This window comes from Nocardia sp. NPDC004722 (assembly GCF_053601505.1).
This window is the reverse complement of the sequence record NZ_JBSGBY010000172.1, coordinates 1-13,855: the sequence shown is the minus strand read 5'-3', so window position 1 is coordinate 13,855 and position 13,855 is coordinate 1. Positions and strand designations below refer to the sequence as shown.

General features: G+C 68.7%; 13 protein-coding genes and 1 pseudogene. 3 read left to right on the top strand and 11 right to left on the bottom strand.

What is annotated here, in order from left to right:
* Window positions 1–57 precede the first annotated feature (57 nt).
* Genes ACWELQ_RS18700 through ACWELQ_RS18685 form a run of 4 tightly spaced genes read right to left on the bottom strand, consistent with a single transcriptional unit; the run spans window position 58 to window position 5,233 of the window.
* Entirely contained in the window at window positions 58–1,686 is a 1,629-nt protein-coding gene (locus ACWELQ_RS18700) for a thiamine pyrophosphate-binding protein (protein ID WP_452398305.1), read from the bottom strand.
* Window positions 1,687–1,691: 5 nt separating this feature from the next.
* Window positions 1,692–2,462 carry a cyclase family protein gene (locus ACWELQ_RS18695; protein ID WP_452398303.1) on the bottom strand — a complete coding sequence of 257 codons (771 nt, stop codon included), beginning with the start codon at window positions 2,460–2,462 and terminating at the stop codon, window positions 1,692–1,694.
* A gap of 41 nt (window positions 2,463–2,503) precedes the next feature.
* A complete protein-coding gene (gene bla, locus ACWELQ_RS18690) occupies window positions 2,504–3,415 on the bottom strand; it encodes a class A beta-lactamase (protein WP_452398302.1) in 912 nt (303 codons plus the stop codon).
* A gap of 42 nt (window positions 3,416–3,457) precedes the next feature.
* Window positions 3,458–5,233 carry a penicillin-binding transpeptidase domain-containing protein gene (locus ACWELQ_RS18685; RefSeq protein ID WP_452398301.1) on the bottom strand — a complete coding sequence of 592 codons (1,776 nt, stop codon included), beginning with the start codon at window positions 5,231–5,233 and terminating at the stop codon, window positions 3,458–3,460.
* Between the two features lie 144 nt (window positions 5,234–5,377).
* Between ACWELQ_RS18685 and ACWELQ_RS18680 the strand changes: the two genes are divergently transcribed.
* Window positions 5,378–6,268: a serine hydrolase gene (locus ACWELQ_RS18680; protein WP_452398300.1), complete on the top strand. Its 891-nt coding sequence runs from the start codon at window positions 5,378–5,380 to the stop codon at window positions 6,266–6,268.
* 40 nt (window positions 6,269–6,308) lie between these two features.
* Here ACWELQ_RS18680 and ACWELQ_RS18675 read toward each other — a convergent pair whose 3' ends face one another.
* Genes ACWELQ_RS18675 through ACWELQ_RS18655 form a run of 5 tightly spaced genes read right to left on the bottom strand, consistent with a single transcriptional unit; the run spans window position 6,309 to window position 9,909 of the window.
* Complete coding sequence (locus tag ACWELQ_RS18675) at window positions 6,309–7,268, bottom strand: LysR family transcriptional regulator (protein ID WP_452398299.1); 960 nt, start codon at window positions 7,266–7,268, stop codon at window positions 6,309–6,311.
* A 58-nt stretch (window positions 7,269–7,326) separates the two neighbouring features.
* Window positions 7,327–8,181 (bottom strand): thioesterase family protein, encoded by an 855-nt coding sequence (locus ACWELQ_RS18670; protein ID WP_452398304.1) that lies wholly within the window; start codon window positions 8,179–8,181, stop codon window positions 7,327–7,329.
* A 21-nt stretch (window positions 8,182–8,202) separates the two neighbouring features.
* Window positions 8,203–8,733: a hypothetical protein gene (locus ACWELQ_RS18665; RefSeq protein WP_452398298.1), complete on the bottom strand. Its 531-nt coding sequence runs from the start codon at window positions 8,731–8,733 to the stop codon at window positions 8,203–8,205.
* Between the two features lie 34 nt (window positions 8,734–8,767).
* A complete protein-coding gene (locus tag ACWELQ_RS18660) occupies window positions 8,768–9,340 on the bottom strand; it encodes an NUDIX domain-containing protein (RefSeq protein ID WP_452398297.1) in 573 nt (190 codons plus the stop codon).
* Window positions 9,341–9,351: 11 nt separating this feature from the next.
* Window positions 9,352–9,909: a helix-turn-helix domain-containing protein gene (locus ACWELQ_RS18655; RefSeq protein ID WP_452398296.1), complete on the bottom strand. Its 558-nt coding sequence runs from the start codon at window positions 9,907–9,909 to the stop codon at window positions 9,352–9,354.
* A gap of 85 nt (window positions 9,910–9,994) precedes the next feature.
* Between ACWELQ_RS18655 and ACWELQ_RS18650 the strand changes: the two are divergent.
* Window positions 9,995–10,744, top strand: a pseudogene (locus ACWELQ_RS18650) (serine hydrolase); the annotation flags it as partial.
* A 291-nt stretch (window positions 10,745–11,035) separates the two neighbouring features.
* Here ACWELQ_RS18650 and ACWELQ_RS18645 read toward each other — a convergent pair.
* Entirely contained in the window at window positions 11,036–12,019 is a 984-nt protein-coding gene (locus ACWELQ_RS18645) for a formate/nitrite transporter family protein (protein WP_452398295.1), read from the bottom strand.
* A 133-nt stretch (window positions 12,020–12,152) separates the two neighbouring features.
* Between ACWELQ_RS18645 and ACWELQ_RS18640 the strand changes: the two genes are divergently transcribed.
* Window positions 12,153–12,437: a YciI family protein gene (locus ACWELQ_RS18640; protein ID WP_452398294.1), complete on the top strand. Its 285-nt coding sequence runs from the start codon at window positions 12,153–12,155 to the stop codon at window positions 12,435–12,437.
* Here the strand turns inward: ACWELQ_RS18640 and ACWELQ_RS18635 are convergent.
* On the bottom strand, window positions 12,398–13,855 hold a 1,458-nt coding region (locus ACWELQ_RS18635; RefSeq protein ID WP_452398293.1), incomplete at its 5' end, for an amino acid permease. The genes ACWELQ_RS18640 and ACWELQ_RS18635 overlap by 40 nt on opposite strands.

Below are 13,855 nucleotides of genomic sequence, written 5' to 3'. Positions count from 1 at the left end.
GGCAATTCGACCTTCCTGGGCAGTGGCAGCTCGACGAGGCAGTCCTGAGTCGCCTGCTCAGTGCCGGGCGAACGCCTCCTGTAACCACCAGGACCCACCGTCGCTGCTGATCTTCGCGTCCAGCAGCAGGGGTGTGTTCCGCCCGCCCGCCAGCCATTTCGGGACGATGTCGAGGTCGTCGACGTTACGGACGACGGCGGCCTCGCAGCCCGCGCCCCGGGCCAGCGCGGCGATATCGGTGTCGGGGAAGGTCACCGCGCCGAGGTCGGCGTCGCGGAAATGATGGACTTCCGCGCCGTAGGCGTGATCGTCGTAGATCACTATGAGCAGCGGAAGATTCAGGCGCACAGCGGTTTCCAACTCGGCGACACCCATCAACGCCCCGCCGTCCCCCAGCGCCGCCACCGGCAGCCGGTCGGGCCGGGCCAGGGCCGCGCCGATGGCCGTCGCCAACCCCAGCCCGATCGACTGGAACGCCTGGGTGAAGCAGAAGCCGTACTGATCGGGGACCTCGAGGTAGGCGCTGGGATAGCCCATGAAATTGCCGGAGTCGACCGACACGATGCGATCCGTGGGCAGCAGATCGTCGAGTGCGATGGAGAGCACGCGCGGGTCGATGCGGTCGGCCGTCGAAAGGTCCTCGAACGGCACTGTCCGCCACTTGCCCGCAGCCGCAAGGTGTTCGGCGACCTCTGTGGTCCGATAACCCGGCCTGGCCGATACCAGGGGCAGCACATCGCGCGCGGTCTCCCCGACATCTCCGTGCACCCCGAGATCGACGTGCCGGTGTGCACCCAGCGCCGCACTATCCGAGTCCACCTGGGCGACAGCGGCTCCCGGAGCGATCAGCGTGCCGTGGCGCATGGTCCACATATTGAGAGCGCATCCCCAGCCGACGATCAGATCAGCCCCGGTGATCAGTTCGGCCGCGGCAGGCGTGGCGAAGCCGCCGGAGATGCCCAGCGACCATGGATCGTCCCGGAACAGGCCGTGCGCCACCGCCGAGGTGGCGAGCAGCGCGCCTGTGGATGCGGCCAACGCCCGCAACTCCGGTCCATACCGGCGCGCGCCACGACCGGCGATGAATACCGGCCGCGCCGACTCCGCCAGCAGCCCAGCCAGTTTCGCAACCGCCGCCGCGTTCGGTTGCACCGCCTCCGGGGGCTCGGGGACGTTGAGCGATTCCGGCGCGCGGATGCGGGCGGCCTGGATGTCCAGCGGGAGGTTGAGGACTACGCACCGGCGCTGATCGCGCGCGATGCGGAAGGCGCGGACGGTGTCGGCGATGGCGGTGTGCGGGGAGTGGACGCGTTCGGGGGTCGCGCCGACGGCGGCGGCCAGGGCGGTCTGGTCCACTCGGAAGTTCGAGAGGACGGATTCGCCGGGAGTGTCGGCGGCCAGGATCAGCAGGGGTGTACGGCTTTTCGCGGCCTCGGCGATCCCGGTGAGGGCATTGGTGAGGCCGCAGCCCTGGTGTAGGGAGACCGCCGCCACGGTGTCGGTCATGCGGGCGTAGGCATCGGCCATGACGGTCGCGCCGCATTCGTGGCGGGCCGCGATGTAGTCGACGCCGTGGGCGCGCAGGGCATTGGTGAGATCGAAATTGCCGCTGCCCACGACGCCGAAGACCCGGGAGACGCCCAGTTCGGCGAGGGTGCGGCCGACGGCCTCGGCCACGGTCGGCATGGTCGTCACCGGTCGACGAGGGCGAGAACCCGCGCGGGACTGCCGGTTCCGCCCTTGATGGGCAGCGGGCTGACGATCAGCCCGGCCCCGGTGGTCGGCAGCCGGGACAGGTTGCGCAGTTGGGTCAGCCCGCATTTGCCCGCGCCGAGCAGGAAGTGATGGCACGGGAACGGCGGGTCGAAGCTGTGCGCCGTGCCCGCGTCGGTGCCGACGGTCTCCACGCCCATGCCGAAGATCGGTTGCTGGGCAAGCCATTCGGCGCAGTCCGCCGACAGGCCGGGGGAGTGCGGCCCGGTCTCGTCGGTGTTGAGGAAGCGGGCCGCGTCGTCGGCGTAGGCGTCCCAGCCGGTGCGCAGCAGGACCCAGCCGCCGTCCGGCAGTGGGCCGTGCTGCTTCTGCCAGTCCAGCAGATCGTCGACTTCCACGAGGAAGTCAGGGTTTCCGGCGACCCGGCTCGCGACATCGACGACGACGGCGGGCGCGAGCAGCCCCTGCAGCGGCGTCCCAAGCACATCGAAACCCTGCTGCCCGGTGACCCAGTGGATCGGCACATCCAGATGGGTCCCGGTGTGCTCGCCGGTGTGGATGTTGTTCCAGTACCAGCCCGGACCCCGCTCGTCGTAGTGGCTGATTTCTTCCAGCCCGAACGGAATGGTGTTCGAGAACGGCGGGGGCAGTTGCAGAATCGGAGTGCTGGAATGCAGGGGCGCGGTGAGATCGACGATTTCGGTGGAACCGTCGGCGAGCGCGGCCAACAGTGCGGTGACAGCCGTCATGGGCCTTACCTCTTCCCATTTCGAGACTGTCAAATATAGCGCTAGTGCACGGCCCCGATGGCCGCCTTGGCGACGGCGGCGACCAGCGGATTGTCCGCTGCGGCAGCCTGATCGGTGGGCTTGGTGGTCAGCACCACCATCACCACGGGTGCGCCGCCGCCGCTGGGCCAGGTGACCGCGACATCGTTGGCCTGGCCGTAATCGCCGGTGCCGGTCTTGTCACCGGTCTTCCAGTCCGCGGGCAGCCCGGCCCGGATGCGCTGGTTGCCCGTGGTGGTGGCGATCAGCCAGTCGGTGAGCTGCGTGCGCTCGGGCGCGGGCAGCACGTCGCCGAGCACGATCGCGCGGTAATCGGCGGCCAGCGCGGCCGGGGTGGTGGTGTCGCGCTCGTCGCCGGGGATATTCGTGTTGAGCTCCGGTTCCCACCGATCCAGGCGGCTGATCCGATCACCGATCGAGCGCAGGAAATCGGTGACGGCCGCGGGCCCGCCGAGCAGCTTCAGCACCTGATTGGCCGCGGCATTGTCGCTGGCTTCGATGGCGGCCGCGCACAATTCGCTCACCGTCATGCCGGAGGCGACGTGGTCCTTGGAGACCGGAGCGCCCACCGCCAGATCGGCCTCCGTGAAATGAATGACCTGATCGAAGTAGCCGCTGCTGAGCGGATGCGCCTTCAACAGCGCCGCACAGGCCAGGCCCTTGAAGGTCGAGTCCATGGCGAACCGCTCGTCCTGCCGGTAGCCGATGGTCTTGCCGGTTCCGGTGTCGACGGCGTACAAGCCGACGCGGGCGTTGTGGTCCTGTTCGAGGGTGCGCAGCGCGGCATCGTCGGTGACGGCTGTCGTCGTGGTAGTCGACTGTGCCGCTTCGCTTTTCGAGGTGGAGTCGCAACCGGCGAGCACCGGGGCGAGAACCAGCAGCGACGCCAGCGCGCCGTATTTCAGGGTCGACAAAATAAGCCCTTCCATCAATCTCGGGAAATGCGGGAAATGCGGTCAGCGAGGGGCGCGCAGCATGCGACCCGCGGCCTGCACGGCCGGTTCGGAACTGCCCGCGTCGCTGATGAACACGGCGAACGCGAGATCGCCGTCGATGCCGACGAACCAGCCGTGGGCGTGCTTGTCGTCGATGTATTCGGCGGTGCCGGTCTTGCCGAGCAGGCCGGGGATATCCTGGAGGGCCGTCGCGGTGCCACCCGTAACCGTCTCGCGCATCATGGATTTCACCTGATCCGCGATCCCGGCCGGGAGCGCCGGGGGCTGCTTGTCGGGCTTGCCGGGCTGACCCTGCACCAGGGTCGGCGGCTGCACCGAACCGTGTGCCAGGGCGGCGGCCAGCAGGGCCATCCCGAACGGCGAGGCCGTCACCTTGCCCTGGCCGATGCCCTCCTCCACCCGCAGCGCGGGCGTGTCGGCGGTCGGCACCTTGCCGGTCACGGTGGTCAGACCCGGTGTCACATAGTCGATTCCGAGTCCCAGCTGGGCCGCCGCGTTGGTCAGCCCGTCCGGCGCGAGCTGCACCGCCAGCCGCCCCATGGTGGTGTTGCAGGACTTGGCGAAGGCGGTGTGCAGCGGCACCGTGCCGAGGTCGAAGTTGTTGTCGTTGGGGATCTCCCGGCCCTCGATGTTCTCCTTGCCGGGGCAGGCGACCATCGCGTCCGGGGTCACCTGACCGGCCTGCAACGCCGCCGACACGGTGACCGTCTTGAAGGTCGAACCGGGCGGATACAGCCCGGTCAGCCCGATCGGGCCCTGCGCGTCCGCGGCCGCGTTCTGGCCCATGGCCAGCACGTTCCCGGTCGAAGGCTGAATGGCCACGATGGCGGCGGGCGTGGTGATCGGGGTCAGCGCGGCCTCGGCCGCCCGCTGCAAGCCGATATCGAGGGTGGTGCGAATGTCGGTGACCGGCTTGGGATCCGGGCCGCCGACCCGCTGCGTGCCGTCGGTGCCCTGGGCGCGGACCGCCCAGCCCGCGGCCGCGTCGGCCTGCTGCTGCCACAGGTCCGACAGGCCCGAGAAGGTCGGCGACGACAGCGCCTTGTCGACGGTCAGCAGCCGGGTCTGCTGGGCGGTGGTGACATTTGCCAGATTGGTGAGCGCGGACCCTACGACGGCGTAGTCGGTGTCGCGCAGGGTGACGGCGGTGATCGGCTTGCCCTGCGCGGCGGCCAGATCCGATCGCAGGCTCGCGGCGGTGACGTCCGGCGCGACGGGCGCCAAGGCGGCGGCCACGGCGGCGGTGTCCGCGCCCGGCGCGACATTCACCAGCGTCACGACCTGCTGGGTGAGCAGCGGGCCGCCGGCACCGTCGAGCACCTTGGCCGGGTCGGGATAGGCGATCGAGTAGGACAGCGGGCCGATGTTGAGGCCGGGCGCGACGGTGGCCGGATCCCACTGGATTTTCCAGTCGCCGCCGGAGCGGTCGGCACGGCCGGTGGTGGTGTAGGTCCACTCGTTCTTGCCGTCGGCGCCGAGCTTCCAGGTGGCGTCGAGGGTGAACGTGCCGCCGTTGTCCTTGGCCTCGACCTTGCTCGCGGTGAATTTCACCTGCTTGCCGAGGTTGTCGAACAGCGGGCTCAGCGCGGTCGAGGCGGCCCCCGGATCGCTGGTCGCCGCGGCGGCGGCCGACAGATCCTCACGGGTCAGCGCGTCGGCGAAACCGTCGACCGTCTTCGACAGCCCGGAGGTGGAATTCGACGTGCATGCCGTCGCGGTCACCAGCATCACCGCCGCGCAGACACCGGTGAGCGCCCGCCTGCTGAACTCTGCCATGCCTGCCACCCCAACACGGATGACCGGTGGCTGTCCAAGACCAACACGGTCGGAAACCGATATACCGATCGATATCGTCGCAGCGTGCGAGGGCTCACGGCGGGTGGTCGAACGTCCGATTCGTCGAGCGGGGATGCTGGAGGGGTGGACGAGATCTTCCGGACGGCCGGTGTCGCGGGCCGGGTGCATGCCCGCTGTTTCGACTGCGACGGCGAATTCGGCTGGCACGCGGACGAACCGGTGGTGCTGTCCTCGGTGGTGAAGGTGCCGCTGGTGCTGGAGTTCGCACGGCAGGTGGCGGCCGGCCAGCTCGACGCCACCGACCGGGTGCGGGCGACCGCCGCCGACCGGCTGGGCGGGGTGGCCACGGCGGGCTGCCTCGACGACGTCGAATACAGCCTCCGCGATGCCGCCTACTTCGCGCTCACCGTCAGCGACAACACCGCGGCGGATCTGCTCTTCGCCCGGGTGGGTGTGGAGAACGTGCGCTCGCTGGTGCGGGAATTGGGGCTGGACCGGACCCGGATCGTCGGATCGCTGCGCGACATCCTCTACAGCATGGCCGAGGATATCGGGGCGCGTGACCTGCACGAATTCGCCCGGCGCTACCCGGAATCGAGTGCCGCCGACGTGTTCGGCTCGCGCGCGGTGGACCCGCTGCGCACCACCGCGAGCACCGCGCGGGAGATGACGCGGCTGCTGTGGCTGATCGGCGAGGACCGGGCCGCCGGACCGGAGGCCTGCGGGTGGGTGCGGGATCTCATGCGGCGGCAGGTGTTCGGCAATCGGCTGCCCTCGGGTTTCCCGCCCGGCACCGACATCTGGTCCAAGACCGGGACCATGCCCGGCATCCGCAATGAGATCGGGGTGGTGGGCTACCCGGACGGAAGCCGTTACGCCGTCGCGGTTTTCACCGTCTCCCACAGCCTCGACGGGCGGCAGCCCGCGGTGGACCGGGCCATCGGGGAAGCCGGGCGGCAGGCGGTCGAGCGCGTCATCCACGACTGCCGGAGCGAATCGCGCACGGCTGGTTGACGATCGATCACCCGCCGCCGGCTCGCCCGGCTCGGGGCGTTCAATGTCGGCCCGCCACCACGTCCCACGGGCGGCGTCGCGGGGCCTGGGCATCCTGCATCGGCGCGGGGCGGGAGGCTCCGTCGCCCTGCACCACGGTCACGATGAGGTCGGCCAGCTCCCGAACCAGGGGGTGCGGCGCGGCGGCAGGCCAGGTCAACGCCAGCCGCCAGCTCAAGGTGCCTTCGGGCAGCGGCCGCCACACCACGCGCGGCTCCTTCTGCGCCACCAGCCCCTGGTCGAAGGCGACGCCGCGACCGGAAAGCACCATGCCGAGCACGAATTCGGGATTGCGGGCATGCTGCACCGAGGTAGGACGGAAACCGTGCTCCCAGCAGGTGCGGAGGGTGGCGTCGTAGAGGCCCGGCGCGGCGGCGCGCGGGAAGATGACCAGACCGTGCCCGGCCAGGTCCGCCAAGGTGAGCGTCGCGCGGGCGGCGAGCGGAGAATCGCGGGGCAGCACCACGCCCAGCGGCGTCTCCACCGCCGGTCCGGATTCCAGGCCGACCGCGTCCACCGGGTATTGCAGCAGGCCCGCGTCGAGTTGCCGATCCGCCAGCAGCCGAACCTGTTCCGCCGTGGTCAGCTCCTGCAGATCCACCCGGACCTCACGGGATTCGAACGCGGTGAGAATGGCCGCCAGCACCCGCCCCGCCAGCTCCGGCGGCACCCCCACCCGCAGCGCGTCGATCTCGCCGCGATGCGCCTTGCCCACCAGCGAGGTGGCCCGCTCCCATCGCGCGATCAGATCCCGCGCCTCCACCAGCAGGATCTGCCCCGCCTCGGTGAGTTCGACCCGGCGGCTGTCGCGATCGAGCAGCCGCGCCCCGAGATCGCTCTCCAGCTTGCGAATCCGCTGACTCAGCGCCGGCTGCGCGATCCGCAGCCGCTCCGCCGCCCGGCCGAAATGCAGCTCCTCGGCCACGGCGATGAAGTAGCGCAACTGACGCAGCGGATCCATCCCGCCGACGATATCGGTTTCCTTATCGCCGGGGATATCAGCTTGCTTGTCGCCGGGCTCAGTCCCGGGCTCGGACCTCGAGGATCTGCAGGCAGCGGCCGATCGGGCCGTGCTCGTCGTGCAGGACGGTCGAGCACATGCCGACGCCGTCGGGGCCGATGGAGGTCTGCACCTCGAGACCGATCCACTCGCTCTCCGGCAGCCGGAACAGGTCGATCGTCAGATCGGTGTTCATGAAGGTCCACTGGCGCGGATCCAGCCGCGCACCGATCCCATTGGCCACATCGGCGACCGAGAACACCCGCACCAGCGGCGAGATCTCCTCGCCCCGCACTACTTCGACGCGCGGACGCACCCACACCCGCCGCGTGGTCGCGTCACCGTCGAGCACGCGAATCTCCACCGACTTCACATAGCCGACGTCCCAGCCCGGCGGCACACCCCAGTCGGCCTCACCGCTCTCCGGCACCGGCGGCAGCGCGGGATCGGCCGCATGCACCACAGCCGAACTGTCGGAGGTGGCGATGCGCCACGCCCTGGCCGTGGCCACCGCGCGGCGGCTGCCGTCCGGCTGCACGGCCACGAGTTCCGCCGCGACCAACTCCACCCGCTTGCCCGGCCGCTCGATCCACGCCCGCACCTCGATCTCGTCGACCGGCACCGGCCCGAGGATCTCCATCGTCAACCGCACCACCCGAGCGCCCGCGCGCGTCGCACACTGCTCCACGGCCCGCGCCAACAATGCCGACGGCGGCGCACCATGCTGCATCGACGCCGCCCACACGCTCACCGTCGAGGCCGTCGACAGATACCGCTCGAACCCGTCGGCCCCCGCTCCCCGCGCGATGTAATAGGCCACGCTCCCGGCCTCATCCACCGGATCCACCTGATCCATCGCTGTCACGTCATGCATTCGGGTCACCGACCCAACGTATCAGCCCACGTCCGACCCACTAGACGGCGTACGACCGACGCTCATGATGTCCCGATGAATCCGCTCGGCGACCGCCTCCGCGCGCCAACTCGCGTCGATCCGGGTTTCGTCGACGAACGGCAGTGCCTGCCAGCCGTGATACCACCCGGCCATCTGCTCCACGGTGAACTCGCCCGCCCGGGCGCCACTGCGATGCCGTGCGCAGGTCTCCTCGAAGGTGAGGTCGAAGCTGTAGTGCAGGGCGTGGTCGGCGGCCGCGGTCAGGCGCTCGAGCGCACCGCCGTAGCGGTCGACGTCGAGGATGCCCTCCACGATCACCACCAGATCGCGTGCCAGCCCGAAATGCGCGATCTGTTCCAGCAGTTCGATATTGGCCATCCCGGCGATGTCCGGTTCGCGAAGTAGCTGCCGCCGCACCACATCCTGGGGGACGAGCAGGCAGGCGCCGCGCGCGAAGCGCTGCTGTACCGCGAGGGCGGTCGTCGATTTTCCCGAGCTCGAGTTGCCGCGAATCACGACCAGCACGCTCATGTGCGCCCAGGGTACGCGCGCACGAAGACGGTGGTCACCTGGATTTCCGGGTGGACAGGGCCTCGGCGAGTTTGGCGGTGAAGCGGGGGAGATGGGGGTCGGACGGGGGTGGGCTGTCGGCGGCCAGGGGCCACCACGCACCGTTGTCGAATTCGCCGGGATCGAGATCGTAGGGCCGGGTGTGGCTGCCGCGGATCACGTACCAGAGTGAAACATCCACGTGGCGTTCGGGTTTGGTGACGGTCGTGATGGTCAGGAACAGCGGTGTCTCGCCGGTGACGTCGAAGGCCGGGGTGATGCCGATTTCCTCGCGGGCTTCGCGACCGGCGGCGTTGAGCGGGTGTTCGCCGGGTTCGACGTGGCCGCCCATGGGGAGATGCAGGCCTGATTTGCGGTGCAGGCCAAGGTAGATCGCGGGATTGTCCGGGTCGGTGAGGACGGTGTAGGTCACCAGGTGGGGTGACGGTGTGGAGGGGGTGTCGCGGCGGCAGATGTCGTCGGTGGCGGACAGCCAGGCCAGTGTGCGGGTGCGGTGCAGGTCTTCGAGGTCGTCCCACGGGTCGATGGCGGCGACGAGGTCGGCTACGACAGCGGTGGCGGGCTGCATGTCGTCGCAGCCTACGCGGGGGGTGTGACAGGTGGATCGGCGTCGTCGCCCAGCAGCAGGATGGACGCCAGGATGCGGCGTTTGCGGCGCGCGCTCGGTCCGTTGGCGGCGCGCGGGGCGAGGACCCGGGTCAATTCGCCCAGTAGTTCCCGTAATTCGTCGTCGTCGAGCCACAGGCCGCTGAGCTGGTAGGTGACCTGGTCGCGTTGCAGGTCCATATCGGCGCGGTCGAAATACCGGTCGGCGTCGGCCATCAGACCGGCCACGAAGGCCGTGAACGCCTGCCGATGCTCGTCGGCGCTCATCGACGCGGCCTCCTCGGGGCCGATCGACGCGGCGGCGACCCGCAGCACGTAGGTGCGTTCGGTGGTCCCGCGGACCTTCCGCTCGGCGACCACGCTGAGCACCTGCGCCTGCGCCAGGCGAGCGATGTGCCGGTACAGGCTGGCCGGGGGGACGTCGGAAAGTTCTTCTCGCAGTTGGGATGTGGTCAAGGCGCGGTCGCCGAGGAACGCCTGCACGATGCGCAGGCGAACGGGGTGCAGCAGCAGATCCGCGGAACCGGTCACGGTCGGACCCTACCGCGATTGATATCAGTTGTGATAAAAGTATTGATATCAATAGTGATAACGATGAAGGTTCGGAGCGTGGGGAATGTCCGAGTTGAATCAGTCGGCCGCCGGGGAAGCGCTGGAATGGTTGGTGGGTGCGTCTACCCGGGCGCCGTTGGCGGACAGCGAGATCGGCGGCCGGGTGGCGACGGTCCTGGTCGACGCCGTCGGCGGGGTGGAAGGTTTCAATGCCGTGCTCACCAGTCTCGGGCGGGTGGCGGTCGGCGAGATACGCAAGTCGCAGCCGGACGCGATCTCGGCCACGCTGACGGGTGACGCGGCGGGCCTGCTGGTCATGCACCTGGATGCCGACGGGCTGATCGACGGGGCACGGCTGATTCCTGAGGCGGCGAATATCCCGGTGCCGCGCTCCTGGTCCGAAATCGATACGCGCCTGGCCGAATTGGACGGCCGGGTCGCGTTCGTCACGGCGGAGATCGACGAGGCCGGACAGCCGTCCCTGATCCACGGTCTGGACGCCGACGCCGTCCACCCGATCGGCTCGGGATTCAAGCTGTACGTGCTGGCGGCCCTAGCCGACGCCGTCGCCGCGGGCACGGCCGACTGGCAGGAGACGCTGGCGATCCGGGAGGAGTGGAAAAGCTTCCCCTCGGGCACGTTGCAGCACCGCCCGAACGGCGAAAAGCTCACGCTCGCAACCTATGCCGAGTACATGATGTCGATCAGCGACAACACCGCCACCGATCATCTGATCCACCATCTGGGCCGCGACGCCGTGTATCGGCAGCTGGCCGCGCTCGGCCATCACGACCCGACCTTGATTGCCCCGTTCCTGACGACCAAGGCGATGTTCCAGTGCAAGGTCCCTGATGACGGTGTGTACGCACAGCGGTATCTCGCGGCCACGCCGGACGAAAGGCTCTGTCTGATCGAGGAATTGGAGAATCTCCCGCTGCCCGATCCGAAGGCATCGGACTGGACCAAGAAGCCCCACCCCCGCTATATCGACGAGCTCGAATGGTTCGCGACGCCGATGGACATCTGCCGCGCCTACGCCGTGCTCGCGCGTTCCGGGCAACCGGAAGTCGATCACATCCTGACCCGTGACGACCACGGGCTGGGTCTAAACGGTGTGCAGTTCCCGACCGTCTGGTCCAAACCCGGCAGTGAACCCGGCGTACTTTCCCTGAACTACCTGGCCCGCACCGCTTCCGGCCGCACCCTGGTGACCAGCCTGATGGTGTCCGACCCCGACACCGCGTTCGACGAGGCCGTCACGGCCGTCAAGAGTCTGCGGATCGTGCAGGGCGCGTTCGAACTGCTCGCCGACGTTGGGTTGTGAGCGGCGAGCGCCGGAGGTGTACCAGTAGACCGCGCCGACCAGTAGACCGCCGCCGACGATATTGCCGGGAACCGTGTACATCAGATTGCGCAGCAGTTCGACGAAAGTGGCTTGGCCCTCGAACATTCCGATGGTGTACAGCGACATATTGGCTACGCAGTGCTCGAAGCCGACGGCCACGAACACCAGCACCGGCATCCACAGCAGCGCGATCTTCGCGCCGGACCCGCGCACCCGGGAGAACATCCACACCGCGAGGCAGACCAGCATGTTGCACAGCACCGCACGCCAGAACAGCTGTCCGCCCGCGAGTGAGTTCTTGGCCGAAAGCAGCTCGGCGAGCATGGATTTCGCGGTGGTGGAGGAGGTGACGCCGGAGGCGTGCACCATCGCGGCGAAGGCGACGGTGCCGAGGAAGTTTCCGATAAGCGTTGCGGCCCAGGCGATGAGCATGTCCTTGACACCGGTGCGCCCGGCCAGCGCACCGACCAGCATGACCATCACCGTCGAGGTGAACAGCTGCGCTCCGGCGAACATGACCAGGGTCAGCGCGATGGGGAACACCGCCCCCTCGAGCAGTTTCACCCCCGCCGAATGCTGGGCCACGAACGGCGACACCGCGACGAGCAGGAGCACCTCGCCCACCGCGATGAACGCCCCCGCCAGCATGGCCGACACCAGGAACCGCCCGGGACTGCGCAGCTCGTCGGCCTTGTGAACCGCCTGGTCGACGGTGCTCGCGACATTCTCGGAAACGGTATTCACCCCATCGACGGTAGAACTCGCGATCGCGCGGCAACACTGACCAATGTCCCGACTTCGCGACCCGGTGAGGCGGCGCAACCCCCGCAAAATGCGGCCTCGACGTGGCGTCCACCGGAAGCGTTAGCTGTCAGCCATGTTCATTCTCGATCTGCACTATCACGACGGTGTCCTCGACCAGCTCGACACCCTCATTCCCGAGCACTACGCCTATCTCGACCGGCATTTGGCGGACGGCACGTTCCTGCTCGCGGGGCGGAAGAACCCGCGTACCGGAGGGTTCATTCTGGCGCAGGGCGATGATCGCGCCACCATCGACGCGATCATCACCGAGGATCCCTTCCACCGGGAGGGGCTGGCCGTCTACACGGTCACGAAATTTCAGCCGACCCGTTCGGTGATCTCCGAAGTCACCGTCTGAGGCTCCGTGGTCGGCTGCTTGCCCAGCACCGAGTGGCGGCGGCTGTAGGCGAAGTAGATGACGATGCCCAGGGCCATCCAGATGACGAAGCGCAGCCACGTCTCGATGGACAGGTTGAGCATCAGCCACAGGCAGGCCAGGGCGGCCAGGATCGGAATCAGGGGCACAAGGGGGACGCGGAAGCCGCGCTTCAGGTCGGGGCGGGTGCGGCGCAGGATCGGAACGCCCAGGGAGACCAGGACGAACGCCACCAGGGTGCCGATATTCACCATCTCCTCGAGCGTGCCGAAGTCCACGAATCCGGCGAGCAGGGCGCAGACGACGCCGACGATGACGGTCAGGCGGACCGGGGTGCCGTGCTTGCCGGTGTGGGCGAGGCCGCGCGGCAGCAGGCCGTCACGGGCCATGGCGAAGAGCACCCGGGTCTGGCCCAGGAACATGACCATGACGACCGTGGACAGGCCCGCCAGCGCGCCGATGGAGATGATGTTCTTCACCCACATGTCACCGTGAATGGCGAAAGCCGTTGCCAGGGTGGCGTTCCCGCTCGACAGCTCGGTGTAGGGCACCATGCCGGTGAGCACCAGCGACACCGCGATGTACAGCACGGTGACGATGGCCAGCGCGCCGAAGATGCCGCGCGGGACGTCACGCTGCGGATTGCGGGTCTCCTCGGCGGTGGTGGCGACCACATCGAAACCGACGAACGCGAAGAACACCAGCGAGGCCGCGGCCAGCAGCCCGTACCAGCCGAAACTCGTTCCGCCCGAACCGGTCAGGAAGGAGAACAGCGACTGGTGCACCCCGCCCGCCTGCGTGGAGGGCTGCGATGGCGGAATGTAGGGGCTGAGGTTGGACGCCTTGAAGTAGGTCGCGCCGACCACCAGCACCAGCGCGATCACGGCCAGCTTGATGGCGACCGCGACGGCCGAGACCCGCGACGACAGCTTGGTGCCGGTCGCCAGCAGCACGCCGACGATGGCGATGATGAGCACCGCGCCCCAGTCGAACGAGACGGATCCGACGTGCGCGACGGGGCTCACTACCCCGTGCAGCACCTCGCCGAGATACTGCGACCACCCCTTGGCCACCACCGAAACGGCAAGGGCGAACTCGAGAATGAGATCCCACCCGATGATCCAGGCGATGACCTCGCCGAAAGTGGCGTACGCGAACGTGTACGCACTGCCCGCCACCGGCACCGTCGACGCGAACTCGGCGTAGCACAATGCCGTCAATCCGCAGGCGATGGCCGCGAACACGAAGGCCAGCGAGACCGAGGGTCCCGCGACCGTGCCTGCGGTGCGGGCGGTGAGCGTGAAGATGCCCGCCCCATTGCGACCGGACCGGCGGGCGGACTCGTGGTGGGGTTCGACCTGGATATGACGCTGATCGATTCGCGGCCGGGGATCGCGGCC

What these genes read in the sequence shown, in the direction of transcription:
- ACWELQ_RS18640 (WP_452398294.1), top strand. Translation starts at nt 12,153, where the DNA reads ATGTTCATTCTCGATCTGCACTATCACGACGGTGTCCTCGACCAGCTC.
- ACWELQ_RS18685 (WP_452398301.1), bottom strand. Translation starts at nt 5,233, where the DNA reads ATGGCAGAGTTCAGCAGGCGGGCGCTCACCGGTGTCTGCGCGGCGGTG.
- ACWELQ_RS18670 (WP_452398304.1), bottom strand. Translation starts at nt 8,181, where the DNA reads ATGCATGACGTGACAGCGATGGATCAGGTGGATCCGGTGGATGAGGCC.
- ACWELQ_RS18660 (WP_452398297.1), bottom strand. Translation starts at nt 9,340, where the DNA reads ATGCAGCCCGCCACCGCTGTCGTAGCCGACCTCGTCGCCGCCATCGAC.
- ACWELQ_RS18700 (WP_452398305.1), bottom strand. Translation starts at nt 1,686, where the DNA reads ATGCCGACCGTGGCCGAGGCCGTCGGCCGCACCCTCGCCGAACTGGGC.
- ACWELQ_RS18695 (WP_452398303.1), bottom strand. Translation starts at nt 2,462, where the DNA reads ATGACGGCTGTCACCGCACTGTTGGCCGCGCTCGCCGACGGTTCCACC.
- ACWELQ_RS18665 (WP_452398298.1), bottom strand. Translation starts at nt 8,733, where the DNA reads ATGAGCGTGCTGGTCGTGATTCGCGGCAACTCGAGCTCGGGAAAATCG.
- ACWELQ_RS18675 (WP_452398299.1), bottom strand. Translation starts at nt 7,268, where the DNA reads ATGGATCCGCTGCGTCAGTTGCGCTACTTCATCGCCGTGGCCGAGGAG.